Genomic DNA, 20,266 nt, shown 5'->3' on the forward strand with positions numbered 1-20,266 from the left:
AAATTTACTGGTTTCGGACTATATTTATTCGTACCAGTAAATGTAGACACTTCAGTTTCTTGCTGACATACAAATTGCCTCGAAGGAAGAGAAGAACGAACGCACAACAACACCTACACGCAAGCAGGGTTTTTTAGCTTCGTAGGACAGAAAAATAGTAAATATAAAAACTTAATTCGTAGAAAATTCAGGGATGAAATACCTGCCTACGTATAGCCACAAACCATTATGGACTATTTGAAAAACGACAAATACATGAAAAAGATGAAAATATCAATTTTAGCATTAGCGGTTTGCTTGAACAGTTTGACAACACAAGCACAGACAATTAAGGACTTTTTCGTTCCAACTTCTCCTAAGAACAAGGCAACATTTTATACACCAAGCAAAACAGGTGGACGAACTGACATGACCAGAACAATTTATTATGTTGACAAGGGAAGTTCCTACAACATTACAGACGCAAAAATGACCTTTGGAAAACCGACAAGTATTCAAACAAATACTGTAACATTCACTGACAATGAAGTCAAAATCACAAAATCAGTTTCGACAAGCATGTTAGGGCCAACCAACAAACAAGAAAACCATAACCCACCATTAGTTTTGTTCAAAATGCCTGCTCCAGGAAAAACGGTCACTTGGTCATCTTTATATTCAGGAGATACCCTTAAATACACAGCTAGTTGGACAACTCTAAATGTTGACGGCAAGGAATTGAAAACTATCAAGGTTGAAAGAGAAATTGAATATTTTGGATCAACAATAATCGAATATTACCTTCAAGGCATTGGACTCTACAATACGGACTATAAAGGTTCAGATGGAAAGGTTCAAGCCTTTGAAAAATTCGACCAACTTTCATATGACCCAACAGCTAAATAGAATGGAAGAACTTAAAAATAAGAAAGTAGAGTTGGAACAGACGGTAAACAACTCGATATGGGACAACTCAACCTATGGCTTGACATACAAATTTTAAAACGGAAAAAACCTTTGGATTAATTGGGACGTTCATTTCACTTATGAAATTGCGATTGAGAACTAATGCTAAAATTTTTCCCGAATGGAATGGACTTTTTCATTCAACTAAAATATGGAGAAACTCTCTACTTAAAGGACGACAAGCAACAATTTGAACTACGATCTAGAGAACAAATAAAATAAAAATCAGGTGCATAACAGCACCTAAGAAAACATGGGGCGGACACGAAAAGCCTTACGTTTCGTACCCGAGAACGCTAGTTCCACAATAATCTAAACCTACTCCAAAACCACCATTACTTGGTTTTTCTCTACGGCATCGCCTTGTTTTACTGAGATGCTTTTCAGCATGCTATCATAGGTGTAATATGTCAAGTATTATGTTTCATTTACTTGACATTTTGATAATTTGCACTACCTTTGTAATGCAATGACCGTAACACAAAAAATAAAAAAACAAATTAGTCGCTTTGCTGAAGGCACTACATTTAAGTACGAGCAGTTGGGTATTGCCACACAAGAATATATTGCAACTGCCAAAGCTCTTGAACGACTAATAGAAAAAGGTGCCATCAAAAGGATTTCAACAGGCGTGTTTTACAAGCCCAAGAAAACTGTTTTTGGAGAGTTAAAACCCAGCGAAGAGGAAATCCTAAAACCTTATCTATTTGAGAAAGGTAAACGCGTTGCCTACATCACCGGAACTTCGCTATACAACCAAATGGGCCTAACGACTCAAGTGCCTAAAACCATAAAAATTGCTAGCAGAAGTAAAAGAATTACAGTTTCAAGGGGCAGCATAAAAGCAATGCCCACAAAAAGCTATGTGGAAGTGACAGATAAAAATTTCTACTTACTGGAATTGTTGGATGCCTTAAAAGATTACAAGAAAATCCCTGATTTGAATAAAAATTCAGCAATTAAAATCCTTTCTAAAAAGCTGAAAAAACTCAACTCATCGGAAACCGAGTTATTGATAAAATGCGGGTTGGTTTATCCGCCAAGAGTGCGGGCATTTCTGGGAGCATTGTTGGAAAACATCAAGAAATCAGACGATTTAACAAGATTGAAAAAGAGTTTAAACCCACTTTCAGAATATGAATACGGCATAAATGAAAAAGAATTGCCCACCGCAGAAAACTGGAACATTAAATGAGACTACATGAAAATAAGGAACTGTTTAAAGATGCGGTAATTGCCGCTGCGCAGCAAAAAGGCATACGTGAAGTTTATGTTGAAAAGGATTATTGGGTAACGTATGCACTGTTTCAGATTTTCAAAAACGAAATTGGCAAAGAAACAATCTTCAAAGGAGGAACAGCTTTACAGAAATGCTTCGGATTGATACAGCGATTTTCTGAAGACATTGATTTGGTTGTGTTGCGAAACAAAGGTGAAACGGGCAACCAACTGAAAACTAAAATCAAAAAGATTTCCAAAAGCGTATCAAAAGTGCTCCCGGAAATAGTGGTTGATGGCATAACCAATAAAAAAGGGATGATACGAAAAACAGCACATAGCTATGAAAAAAAATTCACTGGTCATTTTGGACAAGTTCGGGACAACATTATCATAGAATCCACTTGGTTGGGCAATTTTGAACCTTATTCTACTGTAAAAATAAGCTCGTTCATCTATGAAATGATGTTGAAAAACAAGCAACAGACCATTATTGATGAATATGGAATAAATTCATTTGAAGTCTTGGTTTTGAGTCCGAAAAGGACATTGTGCGAAAAAATAATGAGTTTGGTTCGTTTTTCTCAAACCCAAGAACCGATAAACGACTTGCGAAATAAAATTAGACACATTTACGACATTCACCTATTATTGAAAGATAGCGAGCTAAGCGCTTTTATGCAGTCGAAAGACTTTGATACAATGCTTTTACGTGTAGCAAATGACGACATAGAAAGTTTCAAGAGCAACAACGAATGGCTCACAAATCACCCAATAGATACAATTATATTTTCAAAAACAGCCGACACTTGGAACAAAATCAAAAATGTTTACTCCGGTAGTTTCAGTGAATTAGTGTTTGGTAAACTTCCAGAGGAAAAAGAAATACTGAAAACGTTGTCTAAAATAGCTGAGAGGTTAAAATCCATTAAATGGAACATAAAACTATAAGGAATTGCCAAAGCCATAGACCCGTAAAAAATCAACCCTAAACCCTACTCCAAAACCACTGGCCCATTGCTGGTGCATGAGGTCTAGCCGATGAGCGTAGCCTGCTTGTGCCTCTCTAAAAAAAACATTTTGAAACACCACTCGATTTGAATGGCTGAAAATGCAGATATTTCCCTAAATTTAGCTTGCAGTTCAACCCTGAAATATGAATCTACCTGAAATTAAAAATAGTGAAGTTGTTGTCTTCAAACCAAAAGGTGGACAAACCGAATTTCAGGTGGTGCTTGATGGTGAACACGATACAGGCGAAGTTCAATTTCAACAGTTTTATCATCAACTACGATATCAAGTACCGCATGGGCAAGGCTTTGTTTGGGAAGGAAAGTCTGAACTATGATGAAGATGATTAAATGATGGACTATGATAAGGCAAAAGTATAAATACAGCGAATTAACCAGCAAAATTATTGGATGTGCCATGACGGTTCATTCAGCCTTGGGCAATGGTTTTCAAGAAGTCATCTATCAGCGAGCGCTGGAAATTGAAATGGCAGACCAAGGCATTGGGTTCAGTCGTGAACATGAAATGCCTATTTATTACAAACAGCAGCAAATTGGCACTCGCAGGGTTGATTTCTTGGTGGAAGGGATTGTTTCAGTTGAACTCAAAGCCATTATTAAATTGGAAGATGTGCATTTAGCACAAGCCATCAATTACCTAGAAGCCTATGATTTAGAGATTGGCTTGTTGATTAATTTTGGTTCTGAAAGCATGGGATTTAAGCGAATTCAGAACAAAAAATTCAAATAAACTCATCAAGGTAATCCTGAAATCAAGAGAAATCAAAGTTCAGACAATTAGTTTATGGCAAAAAAGAAATACACAGATAAAGAACTCATGCAAATGGCCATTGACGAGATGAACAAAAGCGTCAATGAACCAAGACCTGACGGCAAAGTGCCGCCAAAGGTGGGTGCTGTTTTACTTTTCCCAGATGGTAGAATAGAAACCGCGTTTCGTGGAGAACTAAGAGAAGGTGACCATGCAGAATTCACACTGTTAGAAAGAAAACTAGCCAATGAAAATTTAGAAGGATGTACCCTATTTACAACCCTTGAGCCTTGTGTGGAGAGAAATCCACCTAAAGTGCCTTGTTGTAAAAGAACCACCAATGCCCGCATCAAAAAAGTGTTTGTGGGAATAGAAGACCGGGATCCAACAGTAGATGGCAAAGGAATCAAGCATCTCGAGAACCACGGTGTTGAAGTCAAAATGTTTGACCGAGAGTTTCAGCGAATCATAGAAGAAGAAAATAAGGCCTTCTTAAAACAAGCTTTAGAAAGAAAAAGAGAAACGGAAGAAGAAGATCTGCGCACAGCTATTGAACTTCCTGTAGCGAACTACGATAGCAGCAAATTTTCAGAGCTTGCACTTCAAAAGTTCATCAAAGAATCCAATCTTGATTTCAAATCAACGGATGAAGCCTTTTTAGAATACTTGGCAGATTTTGGAGCCATGGAGTGGGATAAAGAAAAAAAGCAATTTATCCCTACGGGCTATGGCGTTTTGCTTTTTGGAAATAATCCACGCACCAAATTCAAAAATGCCGTTTTGAAAGCACACGTAACTTATAGTGGCAGCAAAATAGAACCAAAAGATTTTGATCAAGCATTGGTGCTCTTGCCCGACCAAATTGAGGAATGGTTAAAGAAAGTATTGCCCTTATCAAAAGATACAAGCAGCTTTAAAAGAAAGGATGTTCCTGATTTTCCCATTGAAGTACTGCGTGAAGCCATCGTCAACGCTTTGGTGCACAGAGATTATGAAATTGAAGGTGCAAAGTGTGAAATCAAGATTGATGAGAATAAAGTTATCGTAACCAGCCCGGGCAAACCACTACCGGCAATTTCCTTGGATGAACTCAACACCTTTGAAGCACCCTCTCTAAGCCGCAATCCTATTATTACATACGCTTTCAGTTTAATGGATTATGTGGAGGAAAAAGGATTTGGAATGAAAACCTTTAAGTCTTTAAATAAAGATTACGGCTTACCCATTCCGAAATACACCTATAAAGAACCATTCTTAAAGTTGACTTTCCCACGTACGGTTGAGGCTGTTAGAGAACTACCCACCGGTGGCGCTGTTGGCGAATTGGATAACCAAGAATTGAAGCTCTTCGAATTATTCAGAAGCAATAAAGCATACTCAAAGTCTGAGTTTGTTGAGCAAACGGGATTAGCTTCTCGCACGGCTGAAAGAATGTTGAAGAGATGGGTGGATTTAAATTTACTTAGGAAAGAAGGTGGCGGAAAGTATCTGAAATATGTAATCAATGAATAATCACTCGCCACTCGGTCGCCATTTTGGCGAGATAGAACTATTCCATAAAAATAATCCATTCTTACTCGCCAATTACTCGCCAAATTGGCGAGCAAGCGAATTATCAGAATTTATCTTTAGTTATATCGCGCCACTTTGGCGGGATAATGGCGCGAAAGAGAAAAAGACTAAGCAATGGACCCACAAAGGCCTCAAACCAAATCTCCGAAAGGGCAATTGGACAAATTATTAACCAATAAAGAATTTGACAATGTACAGTCCCTCGTTTCAAAGCCACACACAACTTGTCCCGTTTTTTCGGGATTGTCAAGCCACAAGCCAATTGTACCGGCCAAAGCTTGTCAAAGAGTGTGTCTTTCCCAACGCACGGACGACAGAAAAGAAAGCACGATTGCCCAACTTTTCATACCGCCAAACCGTTCCTCAATAATCTAACCCTACTCCAAAACCACCATCACTTGGTTTTTCTCTACGGCATCGCCTTGTTTTACAGAGATGCTTTTCACCACGCCATCACCGGGCGCTTTTAGTACATTTTCCATTTTCATGGCTTCCAGCACCAGTACTTCATCGCCCTTGCTGAGTTCCTGCCCTTCTTTTGCCAGCACTTCCAATACCAATCCCGGCATAGGCGCTTTAATGTCAGTCATTTTGCTTCCGGCCAGGGCACTCATGCCCAGTTCTTTCAGCAATAAATCAAAGCGGTCCTGCATTTTCACCGTATAGCTGTGTCCGTTGATCAGGAATGTAAAGGATTTTTCCTCGGTATCCACACTTTCCAGTTCGGCATTGTAGGAGCGATAGTCCAATATCACATGGTAAGATCCCTCCGCAATTTTTTGAATGCAGGCCTCGGTTTTTTCACCATTTATGAATAGTTCATCTCGATTTTGCTCTATGTCAAAAGAGAAATTATTGTTTACGGTAGCCTTGTTCATGAATTTTAACTTTATCTGTAAAGGTAGCAATCCGCTTTTTAAAAAGGAAAGCCTTATTTTTGCTGGCTTAAAGTTAATATAGATATGCCCATCAAAACAAACCTCTACTTTTTATTATTATCAAGCCTTTTATTCATCACTGCCTGTTCCGGTACAAAAGAACTTACTGAAAAGGAAACGGAACTGGATGAAGTGGTCGTTTCCGGAGTCGATCGTGAATATCGTGCGGAGGCTACCAGGCATTTCGACCTGATCCACACCAAACTCGATGTGCGCTTTGACTGGAGCAAAAGCCATTTACTTGGAGTTGCAGACATCACTATGCGTCCTTATTTTTATCCTACAGACTCTGTAGTTCTTGATGCCAAAGGTTTTGACATTAACAGCATTCGTTTAATGAAAGGCAGTGAGCCGCTTGAACTTAGCTATGTGTATGATTCTTCACAACTAAATATTAAGCTTGATCGCTACTATAACCGAAATGATACTATTGCACTTCGCATTGATTATGTGGCCAAACCCGATGAACTGGATGTAGTGGGCAGTTCTGCCATTGCTGCCGACAAGGGTTTGTATTTTATCAATCCGCTGGGTAAAATTCCGGGAAAACCACGGCAAATTTGGACACAGGGCGAGACCGAAGCCAGTTCCTGCTGGTTTCCCACCATCGACAAACCCAACCAACGCACCACCCAGGAAATCCTTATTACTGTTGATACCAATTACACTACCCTTTCCAATGGCTTGATGTTTTCTTCCACAGACAATGGAGATGGGACAAGAACCGACTACTGGAAACAGGAAAAAGACCACACGCCCTATTTGTTTATGATGGCCATTGGTGAATTTTCCATTGTGGAAGATGAATGGAACGGCATGGAAGTGAACTACTATGTTGAGCCGCAATATGCCAAATATGCTAAACGAATTTTTGGCAATACACCCGAAATGATGACGCTTTATTCAGATTTGCTCGGTTATGAATATCCCTGGGAAAAGTACAACCAGGTAGCTGTTCGCGATTTTGTGTCAGGAGCAATGGAAAATACATCTGCTTCGCTTTTTGGTGAATTTGTACAGCGCAATGATGCAGAGCTCGATCATCGGGATTATGAATCTATTGTAGCCCATGAGCTTTTTCATCAATGGTTTGGTGATTTGGTCACCTGCGAATCCTGGTCTAATCTGGCGCTGAACGAATCCTTTGCAACTTATGGCGAATACATCTGGATTGAGCACAAATACGGAATGGATCACGCGCAATACAACTGGCAAAATGATAAAAATGCATACTTGCATGAAGCCAGGGCTTATCAAGAAGACCTGATACGTTTTTACTATGAACATAGAGAAGAAATGTTTGACCGCCATACCTATCAGAAAGGCGGCTTGATATTGCATGCCCTGCGCAATTATATGGGCGATGATGCTTTTTATGCGGGCATTAGGGAATATCTGCACAGCAATGAATTTCAGCCGGTGGAGGCACATCACTTGCGCTTGGCTTTGGAAAAAGTCAGCGGAGAAGACCTCAACTGGTTTTTCAATCAGTGGTTTTACGGTTCGGGACATGCTGAGCTGAATATCAAACACCACTACAATGACAGCCTGGGAGTTTTTTCACTGACTGTAGAGCAAATGCAGGATACTATTGACTACAGCTTTTTTAAGCTTCCGCTAAAAGTAGCTTTTCAGTTTGAGAATTCCATTCGCTATGAAAACATTGTAATTGACAACCAATGGAAGCAGTTTGAATTTGAGATGGACAGTCTGCCCGAAAATTATATTGTAGATGTTGAGCGTGTTTTGGTCGGCACAAGCAATTATCTCAATAAAAACAAAGCACACTGGATGAAGCAATTTCAAATGGCGGCACATTATCTCGACAAAGATGAAGCCCTTACTCAGCTGATGCCGGATATTGATCAGGCCGAAGTTCTGGATGTTTATGTTAAAGCCCTGGAAGATAATTTTTATGGCACGCGACTTTCTGCAATTCAAAATATGCCTGTAGATACTGCTGCTGAAAAACGCATTGCACTTTTGTACAGCACAGCCAAAAAAGACAGAGAGGTGAAAGTGCGCATGGCCGCAATTGATAAATTGGGATCATTAGCAGATAAGAAAATCCTGGACAAACTTGAGCGGTTAATGGAAGAAGAGAAATCCAATATTGCCAAAGGCAGAATTTTAAAGGCCATAAAAGATATTGATGAAGGATTGGCTTTTGATTATGCAAAGCAATATACCGATGCTACAGAAATTCAATTGGCAGCAAATGTGGCGGATTTATTTGTCAAACAGGGGGGGATAGAAGAGCAGGCTTATTTTAAAGAGAAATTGTACGAGTTGCGCTCTTATTCCAAATATTATATCATCACTTTCTATGGAGATTTGCTTAAGAAACTCGAAGCCCCTGCTATCTTAAACGGTGCAGAAGATTTGAAGCTCAATGCTATTTATGAGGGCTCCTGGTATATTCGCAAGGCGGCAGGTGATGCCCTGTATAGCGTGTGGAAAGCAGCTGCTGAAAAAGCAAAGGAAACTGAAAATACAGACTGGCAAAATACGGCTGATAGCATTGAAGCAGACCTGCAGGAAATCATGGCCGCTGAGAAAACAGAGCGTGTCATAAAAGCCTACGAAAAGGACTTCACTTTCGAACTGTAGAATTTCCTCTGTTGATTTTGACTTGCAGCTGCCATAGACCTGACATTAGTTTCCAGGCCAGGAATTATTGCTGTTAACCTACAAAAAACAAACAATTTTTTGTATTACGATTAATATTCTATAAATTAATACCTTGTAAATAGTTGATAACAAAAAAAACAAGGTATGAAAAGGCTGATCAATTTATCCGTAATTACAGTAATTGGTTTTGTTTTTATGTATTCGCCAAACCTGCTGGCGCAAGCTCCACAATCCTTCAATTACCAGGCAGTAGCCAGGGATGCAAATGGAAGTACATTGCAAGACCAAAACATCAGGGTTAAGTTCTCTATTTTAAACGGCTCTCCATCCGGTTCGCTACTCTATGAGGAAACGCATAACATCAGTACCAATCAGTTTGGTTTGTTTGATGCGGAAATAGGCAATGGAAACACGCTTTCAGGAGATTTTACACAAATTGCCTGGGGAGCAGCTCAGAAATGGTTGAAAGTAGAACTTGACCCGGAAGGTGGAAGCAATTATGTCACTATGGGGATTACGCAATTGTTGTCAGTTCCCTATGCACTTTATGCCGATAGTGCCAATGTTCCGGGTGTGCTGGGTCCTGCCGGAGCTGACGGACAGGATGGTGCCGATGGAGAGAGTGCTTATGAAGTTTGGCTGGGGCTTGGCAATACCGGAAGTGAAACAGATTTCATTAATTCACTTGAAGGCCCTGCCGGAGCTGATGGGCAGGATGGAGCTACAGGTCCACAGGGGGCTCAAGGCGATCCGGGCCCGCAGGGACCACAGGGTCCTCCGGGTGCAGACGGACAGGATGGAGCTGATGGTGAAAGTGCCTATGAAACCTGGCTGAGTTTGGGAAATACAGGAAGTGAAACAGATTTTATTAATTCACTTGAAGGCCCTGTCGGCCCTGCCGGCCCAGCCGGAGCTGATGGTGCTGATGGCGCTGATGGCAATGCAAAAGCGGTGGATCATGCAGGATATGACCTAACAGGAAATTTTCCAAAAGTTAGTTCAACAAGTTGGGAAATGTGGGATTGGTCTACTAATGTGGGTTATGGAGATGCAAGCGCCACTGTAAGTTCAGGAGATAAAATATATGTTTCGGTAAGTGCGATGGTATATAAAAATGACCTCAATGCAAGTAATGAGTTATATTTAGCACTTTGCCCATGTTACAGTACAAATTTCAGTAATCCAACTGATGCGCCATTTGCTGGACAAACAAGACCGTATATCACTTCAAGCGGTTTTTCAGACATGAGTTCAGTTACAGCTCAATATGTGTTTACAGGGTTGAGCGGCACTTACAATTTCAGCTTGTGTGCCAGAAGGGTTAGTACCAGCACTGCTTATTCTGACTTTGGAATAAGATCACCCAAAGTAAGTGTAGTGGTTTATTGATTTAGTACAGCTCTAAAAAGCCTGCAAATCCACCAGCTTTTTGTAGAGACCGTTTTTGGCCATCAGGCCGATGTGGTTGCCGCGCTCAAGGATTTTTCCATCGTCCATCACCACTATTTCATCGGCATATTGAATGGTGGAAAGTCTGTGCGCAATCACAATGGAAGTGCGGTTTTGCATCAATTTATACAAAGCATCCTGCACCAGTTTTTCCGATTCCGTATCAAGCGATGAAGTAGCCTCGTCCATGATCAAAATGGGCGGGTCGCTCAGAATTGCCCGGGCAATGGTAATGCGCTGTTTTTGCCCACCACTGAGGTTGTCGCCCCTGTCGCCTACAACGGTATCATAACCATTGCTGAGTTTTTCTATAAAATCATGTGCATTGGCTACTTTGGCTGCTTCAATGATTTCATCATCAGTTACCTGTTCATTGCCAAAAGCAATATTGTTCTTTATCGTGTCATTGAACAAAAACGACTCCTGGGTCACAATGCCCAAAATATTCCTCAGGTCGCCAATCTTGTAATGCTTTACATTAATACCATCTATGGAAATACTGCCGCTGTCCACATCATAGAACCTGGGCAAGAGGTTGATCATAGTAGTCTTACCAGCTCCCGAAGGCCCAACCAGCGCGATCATTTTTCCTTTTTTGATGTTCAGGTTGATGTTTTGCAGAATCAGTTTGTCGTCATAGTTATTGTAAGTAAAACACACATCCTTGAATTCTATTGAATCCCTGAAAGTAGAAATGGGTTTTGCATTTTCCTTTTCCATGATATCTATGTGTGAATCCAGCACTTCATAAATCCGCTCTGATGAGGCCAGGCCGCGTTGTATATTGTAAAAAGCACTGGCAAAACTTTTGGAGGGTGGAATCAGCTGTGAAAAGATCACCATAAAGCCAATGAAAGTTTCTGCTTCTAGACCATCTCCGCTCAAAACCAGGCGTCCGCCAAACCAAAGTACAACAGAGACAATAATAATGGCCAAAAATTCCGACAGGGGAGAGGAGAGTTCTTTTCTTCTTAAAATACCATTGGTGATATTATAGTGGCCTTCGTTTTCTCTGGCAAACTTGCTGTTCAGGTATCTCTCAGCATTAAAAGCTTTGATAATACGCAGGCCACTCAGGCTTTCATCAATGATGGAAGTAATCACACCGAGTTTTTGCTGCCCTTTGGTAGATTCGCGCTTTAGTGTTTTTCCTATTTGCCCAATAATTCCGGCTGTAATAAGAATCATCAGCAACACGAAAAACGTCAATTGGCCACTCATGGCCAGCATTGCTGCAAGGTATGCTATAATGGTAATAGGCTCCTTAAAAGTGACTTCCAGCGTACTCATAATACTGTGCTCAATCTCCTTCAGGTCGGAGGTCATTTTAGAAATCATATCCCCCTTTTTTTCCTCAGAGAAATAGGAAACCGGCAAATTCAGGATTTTTCCATACATGTCTTTTCGCAGGTCGCGCACAATGCCGTTGCGAATGGGTGCCATAAAGAACAAAGCCAGGTAGCGAAACAGGTTTTTCAGGAAAAACACAATCACTACAAATACACAGATAAACACCAATGCTGCTGTCTGACCCTGCTCATGAATAAACCAACTCATTCCAAAGTAGAAATAATCGATAAAAAACTGCACACTCAGTTTAAATGTGGGCTCATCGTACAGGGGTGTTTTCTTGTCAAAGAGCAACTCCAGAAAGGGAATGATCATCACTATGGATGCCAGTGAAAAAATCACGGCCAGGATATTGAATAAAACATTGAGCAGCGCAGCTACCCAGTAGTTTTTTAATTGCGAAAGAATACGTAAGAAATTAGCCATAGCAGTGCGGGCAAAGTTATTAATTCATTTTGTTAAATTTATGCTGAATTTGTGCAGCCGGAGACTTCTCAAACTACCTTACATTGATATTTCTTACACGAGGTATTTTTCAAAAAAAACAGGATCAAAAATTATGAGCAGCAGAAGACAATTAAAAATAGGAAGACTTCTACAGGAAACACTGGGCGAAATTTTCAGCAGAAAAGGAGCGGATTATTATGGCCGAGCTCTGGTGAGTATTATCAGTGTGAATGTAACCCCGGATTTGCTGTTGGCAAGAGTCAATGTAAGCATTTATAATGTGGACGATAAAGAAGCAGTTGTAACACAATTGACTCAAAACAAAGCGGATATTAAAAAGCAGTTGGGTCAAAAACTTAGAAATCATTTCAGGAAAATGCCGCAACTGGAATTTTATCTGGACAATACCCTTGAGGAAGCAGATCGTCTGGAGCGCATTCTCAAAGACCTGGACAAAGGGGAGGAACAGGACAATTCTGATCAATGAAACCTCTGGCTTTAAAAATTGCCTGGAGATACCTTTTCTCCAAAAAATCCACGAATGTCATTAATGTCATTACGGGCGTCACTATGCTTGGTATGGGTGTGGGCACTATGGCCTTGGTATTGGTGCTTTCCGTATTCAATGGTTTTGAAGGGCTTGTGATTTCACTATATGGTGAATTCAATCCTGATCTTCGGGTAGAGAGCAGCCGGCTCAAGACTTTTGAGGCTGATGAAGATCTATTGGCAAAAATTGAGCAGGTAAACGGAATTGAGCACATTTCTTTCACCCTGGAAGAAAAAGGGATTCTCAAAAACAAGGAAAATGAATTTATTGCCCACATCAAAGGCGTGGATTCAAACTTTGAAAAGGTAAGTGAAATAGGGAGGAATGTAGTTCGTGGGCGCTTTTTGAATACTGAATCACCGGAATTGGTATTGGGCTCTGGCATTCAATCGGTTTTGAGGGTAGCCGTTGAAGACCCGTTGGCAAGGTTGACGGTTTATCTGCCCAAGAGAGGTAAAACCACCGGTCTTTCATTGAATCCCTCATCAGCATTTAATCGCAAAGAAATCAAACCGGTAGGGGCTTTTTCCATTCAGCAAAGTTTCGACAATGAATATGTGCTTGCTCCAATAGATTTTCTCAGAGACTTGCTGGATTATGAATATGCTGCAACTTATGCAGAAATTAAAATTCAGGAAAATGCGGATGCAGATGATGTGAAACAAGAGTTGCAAAATGTTCTGGGCGAGGATTACCTGGTAAAAACCCGCTATGAGCAAAACGAATTGCTTTATAAAATTATGCAGACGGAAAAACTGGCCGTTTTTGCCATTCTCTCTTTTATTCTTTTGATCGCTGCTTTCAATATTATTGGTTCACTTTCTATGCTGGTTTTGGAAAAGAAAAAAGACATATCCATTCTCAAGGTTTTGGGTGCAGATGCAGCCTGGATCAGGAAATTATTCCTCCTCGAAGGTTTTTTTACATCCTTAATTGGTGCAGGAGGAGGTATGATTTTTGGTTTTGTGATTTGTCTGCTGCAAATACAGTTTGGCATAGTGAAATTACAGGGCAGCGGTTCATTTGTGATTGATGCCTATCCGGTGGATATGCAATGGCCGGATTTTGTAATGGTGGCATTTTTGGTTATCGGTATCAGTCTGATTGCCGCATACCTGCCTGCTAAAAGGGCAGCTGCAATGCAAAGCTGAATTAATTCAACATCCCCGGATTATTAAAAGCGCACAAATAAATTTAGTTTTACCATTCGTACAAATTAAAATATACCTATGTCGAAAGGAATTGATTTCAAGACTTACATGCCATACATAGTGGGCGTTCTGATACTGGTACTCATACCATTAATCTATATGAGTCCTGTTTTTGAAAACAAACAGATCACCCAGTTTGATATTCTTCAATACCAGGGCGCATCAAGTGAAGTGCGTGAATACCGCGAACAAACAGGAGAGGAGGCACTTTGGAATCCGGGGATGTTCAGCGGTATGCCTTCTTATCAATCCGGGATTCAGCATAATTCAAATATTATATTATATGTCAATTCATTTTTCAGGCAAGTTTTCCCGCACCCTACAGGTTTGCTTTTTGTCAATTTACTTGGTTTTTACATTCTGATGCTTGTACTGAGGGTAAATCCTTGGTTGTCTATAGGCGGAGCCGTGGCTTTTGCAATGGGTTCATTTGCCATGGTGAGTATTGAGGCAGGTCATACCAGCAAGATCAATGCGCTGGGTTACGTGCCCGCTATTCTTGCAGGGGTATTGCTGGTTTACCAGAGAAAGAAGTTTTGGTTGGGTGCTGCTGTTACGGCATTGTTTCTCACTTTGCATGTGGCCGTCAATCACTTTCAGGTGACCTATTACCTGCTTTATTTACTGCTATTTGTTGTATTGGCCGAGCTTTATTCAGCTTATAAAAAAGGGGCTATTGCTGGTTTTGCCAAAGAAAGCGGGATACTCCTTTTGGCTGCTACACTGGCCATTGGCCCCAATATCAGTAAACTGTGGACTACCTATGAATATGCCAAAGAAACCATTCGGGGTGGTAAATCTGAATTGACCGATAACAAACCTGAGAACAGTGCCAAATCACGCTCGGGGCTGGATTGGGATTATGCAATGGCCTGGAGTTATGGTCAATTGGAAACTATGACCTTGTTGATTCCCAATTTTGCGGGGGGCAACAATCAGATGAAACTCGACAGGGATGCCAATATTGCCAAAAAAGGAATTCCCAAACAATACTATGAGCAGGCACCTACTTATTGGGGAGAATTGCCTTTCACTTCCGGTCCGGTATATCTCGGGGCGGCATTGAGTTTTCTTTTTGTTTTCTCCATGTTTTTGATCAAAGGTGCCATACGCTGGTGGATTCTCGGCTTCAGTATTTTGGCCATTTTGCTTTCCTGGGGCAAAAACTTTGAAGCCTTTAATTCCTTCTTTTTCAATTACGTGCCTTTTTACAACAAATTCCGCACGCCTTCTATGATCTTGCTATTTCTCAGCCTTACTTTTTCACTTGGGGCAATGTTGGGTCTGCAAAAGGTATTGACTGAAAAGCTGGACAAACAACAATTGCAGAAATATCTGTACTATGCCCTGGGAATCACCGGTGGGCTGATTGTACTTTTTGGAATTCTAATGGCCGGTACTTATGATTATTCAGGGCCATCCGATCCACGCCTTTCACAGGCAGGTTGGCCAATGGATGCACTACAAGCAGATCGCAAAGCGATGCTGCAAAGTGATGCCTTCAGATCTTTGCTTTTTATTCTGGCTACAGCAGCATTGCTTTTTGCCTTTATTAAAAACATCATAAAACCAAAACTGCTGATAGCCGGGGTGGTTGTTCTGCTTACTGTTGACCTGTGGGCTGTTGACAAGCGTTTTTTTGGTGCCGATAGTTTTAAACCTGAGCGTCAGTTAGAAACCAGGAAAAGGCCATCACCTGCCGACAATGCCATTTTGCAGGACAAAGACCCGCATTACCGGGTTTTGAATATGGCAGCCAATACTTTTAATGATGCGGTAACTTCATTTCACCACCGTTCTATTGGCGGGTACCATGCGGCAAAAATTCTGCGCTACCAGGAAGTGATAGAAAACCATATCAATCCTTCTATTCAGCGTTTGCAACAAGCCATGAGCAATGAACCTACTCAGGAAAAAATTGATAGAACCCTCTCGAATTTACCGGTATTGAATATGCTCAATACTAAATACATTATTTACAACCCAGAAGCCAATCCTATTCAAAACAGATGGGCACTTGGCAATGCCTGGTTTGTGCAAAATGTGATCTGGGTAAATTCTGCCGATGAGGAAATGCAAAAGCTCGGCACTTTTGAGGCCGGTACTGAAGTAATTGCCCGTGAGAATGACAAACCCGTTTTAGCAATTGACAATTTTCGCTACGACCCCAATGCTAGTATCCAACTTACGAGCTACGATCCCAAGGAACTGGTTTATAAATCAATGGTGGATCAAAATGCCTCTGAGCAAATTGCTGTATTTTCAGAAATCTATTATGAAGGCGGCAATGATGACTGGAAAGTCTATATTGACGGTGAACCGGCAGAGCATGTAAAAGTAAATTATATTTTACGCGCCATGACCGTACCGCCCGGAGAGCACGAGATTAAATTTGAGTTTGTGCCACGCTCCTTTTATCTGGGCTCAAAACTATCACTGGCCTTTTCATTACTGATAATGCTGTTTTTAGCATTTGGAATTTGGAAAGAGGTGAAGGGAAGAAAAGAAGCTAAAGAGGCGGCTTAGTTTTTTGAAAGTCCATCCAGTATTTTAGCCAGATCCCCCGTAAGTTTTTTACGCGAAAACTGATCCGTTCCAGAAGCATCTACTTTTAAATTTTGCTTTTGGAATTGCTCAAAATAGGAGTTGAGCAGTTCTGCCAGGGTATTTTCATCATTGGAATCCAGCATTTTTCCGGCTTTACTATTTTCAATGATTCTCGCCACATCACTGTCTTTTGGGCCAATGCCGATAATGGGGCGCTGGGCAGCAAGGTATTCAAATACCTTCAGGGGAATTCGTCCCCTGGATTTGTTTTCGGAGCCGAGCAACAGGAGCAATACCTGTGCTTTGCAGGTTTCTTCTACTGCCTTTTTGTGCGAGACTGCTTCCGTATGGTTTGTATTATTTTCCAGTTCGTACTGCTTCAGAAAACCCATAAAGGAAGATTCAACCGAACCGATTAATTTGAGCTGAAATTTCTCGGCAAAATCTGCATTTTCCTTTTTCAATTTTGAAAGACATTTGAAAAGCACTTCATGCACTCTTTCACTACTGATGTTGCCAATATGGGCTATGCTAAATGCGCTATCCAGCTCCGGTTTTACTTTGGGCAGGTCAGCAGTATCATAGCCATTGGTAATTACAGAGACATCCTTTGTGCCCAATTCCCTGAAATCTTCTGCCCAGGCATAACTTACGGTAAGCACTTTGTCGGTATTTTTTAGCACTTCCTGTTCCAGGGCTTTGTGTTTGGCTGCTGCACTTTTGCTGAGTTTCAATTGATCGAAATAATCCACTTTGGTCCAGGGATCTCGAAAATCCGCCAGCCAGGGGATATTGAAATGTTTCTTCAATTCCAGTGCTATCAGGTGATCTGACTGTGGCGGGCTGGTGGAGACAATCGCATCAACAGGGTTTTCCGCTAAGTATTTTTTCAAATAGCTGACTGAGGGCTTGATCCAGAATTTACGCGCATCGGGAATAAAGAAATTGCCACGCACCCAGATGGCAAAGTTTTCCAACAATGAATTTTTCTTGCTGCTGGAAGTAACAATCTCGGGTTGCAAAGTGCTTTGCTTTTTTTTGCCTGTGAGTTTTTTGTAAAAGGAATAAGGTTCCAAAGCGGGTTTTCGCAAAACAGTAATGCCCTCCGGCACTTCTTTTTCAAGTGTTGAGTCATATTGCGGATACTCTCCATTTTCAACAGTGTAAATGATCGGTTCCCAGCCGAAATTGCGCAGGTATTTGCTGAACTTCAACCAACGTTGAACGGCAGCACCACCGCTTGGCGGCCAATAATAAGTTATGATCAGGACTTTTTTCAATTCCATGTCATTATTACTGTCAAAATACCGAGAACTGCAAACATTAGAAATGCAATTAAAGTCAGTCGAAAATAGGTTTGATAAAATGAAAGTTGTGATTTAATGTTGTCTGAAAGTTCCTCTATTTTTTGTTGGTTTTTGAATAAAGCAAACATGTCGACCGTTGTCTTGAACTTGCTGTCATGATAGTTGATTTTCATTTTATCCAAGTAAGTCTTATGATCTACAATTAGCTTCTTGCTCAAATCTATCCAAGTTTTTAAACATAAATATCCATGAAGCCCAAACCCTAAAAGACCCCAAATTATCGGGATGTAATTTCTTGTCGGTGGATCTAAAATCAAAATCAAGAGAAAGCAACCGATTAATAAGATTGTAAAAAATATGTTGTGCTGTTTCTCCGTCATTTCAAATGTGCTACAATACAAATCTATCTAAGATTTGTTGGTTCTGTAACTTATTCAGCAAAAAAGTCAACACTAAAGTTACTTTCAGGGAAATGTTCATGGGTATGAAAATTTTGGAAACCCAAAACATATGATCCCTCAGGGATCAGGTGGGGGCTTATCCGTCTATATTATAAACATTTTATCCCTCTGGGATAAATCGCTTTTGATTGTTGAATATTAGTGGTGTTTTTATTATTTGGGTAAAGCAAGACTGACAACACTTGTCAGTTAGCTATTAAAGCCCATGTAATGACCAAGAGGCTCACCTGAATTATTAAAACACTTTCCCCCAAACCTTGCGAATTATCCCATTGATGTCTTCAGATATATTGAAGAAATAGACAGCCGGAACAAACAACAAGACAATCAGCATTGAGCGAATGGCCAGGTCGAGCAGCATAATATCCAGTGTTGGCATCAGCATTTGCAGTCCGTAAACCGCCAGGCTGAGCAATAATATGTAAATGGTTTTCATGCTAAAAGGATGCATTTTGGATTTTACCAGAACGGTAATCATTCGGCCTACATTGAAGAAGATAATGGTTATGGCAGTAGCCACTGCTGCCCCTATAAAACCGAGCATTTTTATAAATATGATATTTAAAGTAATGTTCATTACTACCATAGCTCCAATGAAAAGCGAGTCGTATTTATAATAGGGCGAGTTGACAATAATACCGCCATTGACACCCGCTGCAATATTGAACAACTGTGAAAGTGCAATGATCAAAACCACTATTTTTCCGTCAATATATTCCTCGGGCAAAATCATGAACATATTGTCAATATTGGCCCACAAACCAATCAGCAAGAGACAGCCTATGATCAACTGATTGATGGAAGATTTTTTATACAACTCTTCGATCTTGGCCATATCATTGTTTTTCCATGCTTCTGCAATAATGGGAATGGCAATGCTGTAAACCGATTTAATGGGTACATTTACTATGTTTCCAATATAAAAAGCCACCGAGTAAATGGCCACATCGGCCAATCCATCAGTGGCCAAAGAACCAATCATCAGGATATCAATATTGCCGGCAATATATCCGCCAACACCCGAAAAAAGAACGAAAGCTCCGTATTTGCCAATTTCCCCCAGGGGCAGCTTGCGGTAAAATTGCCAGTCGGGCAAAAGGTGAACAGCCCTGCTGAAAACCAGGTAAAGGACTACAAAAGCCCCATTTACAAAATAGCTGAGAATGAAAAAACTCACAAAAGTTTCAAAATCGTACCAGTGCAATGCATAGCCCAATATGCAGCAAAATTGCAGGAAGCGAATCAGCAAATCGCGCGCGAAAGTCTGCAAAGAAGATTTGAGGATAACACGGGCATAGGAACTCAATTGATTGAAGTAAATTAGAGCAATACTCAGCGGAATCAACCAGTAATAGTATTCCACAAACAGCTCAGAACGCTCAATATAAGCACCAACAATCAAGGGTTTGAAAACAATAAGTCCAATTACACATAGCAGGCTGCCAATTGTGCTAAGTAGAAAACCGAAAAATAAAAAGCCGCTGTGCTTATTGTCGCTATTGCTCTTGAAAAACGGGAAATATTTTATGGAAATATTGATAATGCCGAGCGAGCCTAATTGGGCGGTGATCATACTGGCAGCGATAAAAACCCTGGTTAATCCAAATTCATCAGGCTCTAAAAAGCGTGGAAACAACAACACTACATTCACATAACCCAGCGCAATACCAATATAGGACCAAATGGAATTCCAAAAACTCTGCCTGATGATAATGCCCATATTCTTTATCTACTTGCTAATTTGCTGTGAAATTAAGATAAAAGTAGCGCTACTATAGTGTCAAATGTACTTTACCGGTTTAACACAAACGGTCGGACGGCTTTTTGCTGAGATACTATAGCCGTCAGACCGTTATTT

15 protein-coding genes are annotated in these 20,266 nt (G+C 40.6%); 11 read left to right on the forward strand and 4 right to left on the reverse strand.

Annotation, left to right across the window (positions count from 1 at the left end; translation table 11 throughout):
- Window positions 1-255 precede the first annotated feature (255 nt).
- The 6 genes from WD048_16925 (at window position 256) to WD048_16950 (ending at window position 5,457) form a co-directional block, all read left to right on the forward strand.
- Window positions 256-885, forward strand: coding sequence for a hypothetical protein (locus tag WD048_16925; GenBank protein MEX0813905.1), 630 nt, complete (start codon window positions 256-258; stop codon window positions 883-885).
- A 529-nt stretch (window positions 886-1,414) separates the two neighbouring features.
- A complete protein-coding gene (locus WD048_16930; GenBank protein MEX0813906.1) occupies window positions 1,415-2,140 on the forward strand; it encodes a DUF6088 family protein in 726 nt (241 codons plus the stop codon).
- Window positions 2,137-3,114, forward strand: a complete 978-nt coding sequence (locus WD048_16935) for a nucleotidyl transferase AbiEii/AbiGii toxin family protein (GenBank protein ID MEX0813907.1) — start codon at window positions 2,137-2,139, stop codon at window positions 3,112-3,114. Before WD048_16930 ends, WD048_16935 begins: the two co-directional genes overlap by 4 nt.
- A gap of 205 nt (window positions 3,115-3,319) precedes the next feature.
- Window positions 3,320-3,511 carry a hypothetical protein gene (locus WD048_16940; GenBank protein MEX0813908.1) on the forward strand — a complete coding sequence of 64 codons (192 nt, stop codon included), beginning with the start codon at window positions 3,320-3,322 and terminating at the stop codon, window positions 3,509-3,511.
- A 23-nt stretch (window positions 3,512-3,534) separates the two neighbouring features.
- Complete coding sequence (locus tag WD048_16945; GenBank protein ID MEX0813909.1) at window positions 3,535-3,924, forward strand: GxxExxY protein; 390 nt, start codon at window positions 3,535-3,537, stop codon at window positions 3,922-3,924.
- A 54-nt stretch (window positions 3,925-3,978) separates the two neighbouring features.
- Window positions 3,979-5,457: an ATP-binding protein gene (locus tag WD048_16950; GenBank protein MEX0813910.1), complete on the forward strand. Its 1,479-nt coding sequence runs from the start codon at window positions 3,979-3,981 to the stop codon at window positions 5,455-5,457.
- A gap of 437 nt (window positions 5,458-5,894) precedes the next feature.
- On the opposite strand, the gene WD048_16955 is transcribed toward WD048_16950, so the two are convergent.
- Complete coding sequence (locus WD048_16955) at window positions 5,895-6,395, reverse strand: biotin/lipoyl-containing protein (protein MEX0813911.1); 501 nt, start codon at window positions 6,393-6,395, stop codon at window positions 5,895-5,897.
- Window positions 6,396-6,479: 84 nt separating this feature from the next.
- On the opposite strand from WD048_16955, the gene WD048_16960 reads away from it, so the two are divergent.
- Together WD048_16960 and WD048_16965 are read left to right on the forward strand one after the other, a co-directional pair.
- Entirely contained in the window at window positions 6,480-9,065 is a 2,586-nt protein-coding gene (locus tag WD048_16960) for a M1 family metallopeptidase (protein ID MEX0813912.1), read from the forward strand.
- A gap of 165 nt (window positions 9,066-9,230) precedes the next feature.
- Window positions 9,231-10,475, forward strand: a complete 1,245-nt coding sequence (locus WD048_16965) for a hypothetical protein (GenBank protein MEX0813913.1) — start codon at window positions 9,231-9,233, stop codon at window positions 10,473-10,475.
- Between the two features lie 12 nt (window positions 10,476-10,487).
- Here the strand turns inward: WD048_16965 and WD048_16970 are convergent, their stop codons facing one another.
- A complete protein-coding gene (locus WD048_16970; GenBank protein ID MEX0813914.1) occupies window positions 10,488-12,311 on the reverse strand; it encodes an ABC transporter ATP-binding protein in 1,824 nt (607 codons plus the stop codon).
- Window positions 12,312-12,444: 133 nt separating this feature from the next.
- Between WD048_16970 and rbfA the strand changes: the two genes are divergently transcribed.
- The 3 genes from rbfA (at window position 12,445) to WD048_16985 (ending at window position 16,619) form a co-directional block, all read left to right on the forward strand.
- Window positions 12,445-12,819, forward strand: a complete 375-nt coding sequence (rbfA, locus tag WD048_16975) for a 30S ribosome-binding factor RbfA (protein ID MEX0813915.1) — start codon at window positions 12,445-12,447, stop codon at window positions 12,817-12,819.
- Complete coding sequence (locus WD048_16980; protein ID MEX0813916.1) at window positions 12,816-14,033, forward strand: FtsX-like permease family protein; 1,218 nt, start codon at window positions 12,816-12,818, stop codon at window positions 14,031-14,033. Before rbfA ends, WD048_16980 begins: the two co-directional genes overlap by 4 nt.
- 78 nt (window positions 14,034-14,111) lie before the next feature.
- Entirely contained in the window at window positions 14,112-16,619 is a 2,508-nt protein-coding gene (locus WD048_16985) for a hypothetical protein (GenBank protein ID MEX0813917.1), read from the forward strand.
- On the opposite strand, the gene WD048_16990 is transcribed toward WD048_16985, so the two are convergent.
- Entirely contained in the window at window positions 16,616-17,926 is a 1,311-nt protein-coding gene (locus tag WD048_16990; GenBank protein MEX0813918.1) for a glycosyltransferase family 4 protein, read from the reverse strand. The two genes, WD048_16985 and WD048_16990, sit on opposite strands and share 4 nt — an antisense overlap.
- A 717-nt stretch (window positions 17,927-18,643) precedes the next feature.
- Window positions 18,644-20,128, reverse strand: coding sequence for a hypothetical protein (locus WD048_16995; protein MEX0813919.1), 1,485 nt, complete (start codon window positions 20,126-20,128; stop codon window positions 18,644-18,646).
- Window positions 20,129-20,266 lie beyond the last annotated feature (138 nt).

It is taken from the genome of Chitinophagales bacterium (genome assembly GCA_040877935.1).
In the GTDB taxonomy this organism is placed as follows: domain Bacteria; phylum Bacteroidota; class Bacteroidia; order Chitinophagales; family CAIOSU01; genus JBBDNB01.

Coding starts and splice junctions, on each gene's coding strand:
- WD048_16955 (MEX0813911.1), bottom strand. CDS start 6,395: ATGAACAAGGCTACCGTAAACAATAATTTCTCTTTTGACATAGAGCAA.
- WD048_16965 (MEX0813913.1), top strand. CDS start 9,231: ATGAAAAGGCTGATCAATTTATCCGTAATTACAGTAATTGGTTTTGTT.
- WD048_16960 (MEX0813912.1), top strand. CDS start 6,480: ATGCCCATCAAAACAAACCTCTACTTTTTATTATTATCAAGCCTTTTA.
- WD048_16980 (MEX0813916.1), top strand. CDS start 12,816: ATGAAACCTCTGGCTTTAAAAATTGCCTGGAGATACCTTTTCTCCAAA.
- WD048_16945 (MEX0813909.1), top strand. CDS start 3,535: ATGATAAGGCAAAAGTATAAATACAGCGAATTAACCAGCAAAATTATT.
- WD048_16930 (MEX0813906.1), top strand. CDS start 1,415: ATGACCGTAACACAAAAAATAAAAAAACAAATTAGTCGCTTTGCTGAA.
- WD048_16925 (MEX0813905.1), top strand. CDS start 256: ATGAAAAAGATGAAAATATCAATTTTAGCATTAGCGGTTTGCTTGAAC.
- WD048_16970 (MEX0813914.1), bottom strand. CDS start 12,311: ATGGCTAATTTCTTACGTATTCTTTCGCAATTAAAAAACTACTGGGTA.
- WD048_16990 (MEX0813918.1), bottom strand. CDS start 17,926: ATGGAATTGAAAAAAGTCCTGATCATAACTTATTATTGGCCGCCAAGC.
- WD048_16940 (MEX0813908.1), top strand. CDS start 3,320: ATGAATCTACCTGAAATTAAAAATAGTGAAGTTGTTGTCTTCAAACCA.
- WD048_16935 (MEX0813907.1), top strand. CDS start 2,137: ATGAGACTACATGAAAATAAGGAACTGTTTAAAGATGCGGTAATTGCC.
- WD048_16950 (MEX0813910.1), top strand. CDS start 3,979: ATGGCAAAAAAGAAATACACAGATAAAGAACTCATGCAAATGGCCATT.
- WD048_16995 (MEX0813919.1), bottom strand. CDS start 20,128: ATGGGCATTATCATCAGGCAGAGTTTTTGGAATTCCATTTGGTCCTAT.
- rbfA (MEX0813915.1), top strand. CDS start 12,445: ATGAGCAGCAGAAGACAATTAAAAATAGGAAGACTTCTACAGGAAACA.
- WD048_16985 (MEX0813917.1), top strand. CDS start 14,112: ATGTCGAAAGGAATTGATTTCAAGACTTACATGCCATACATAGTGGGC.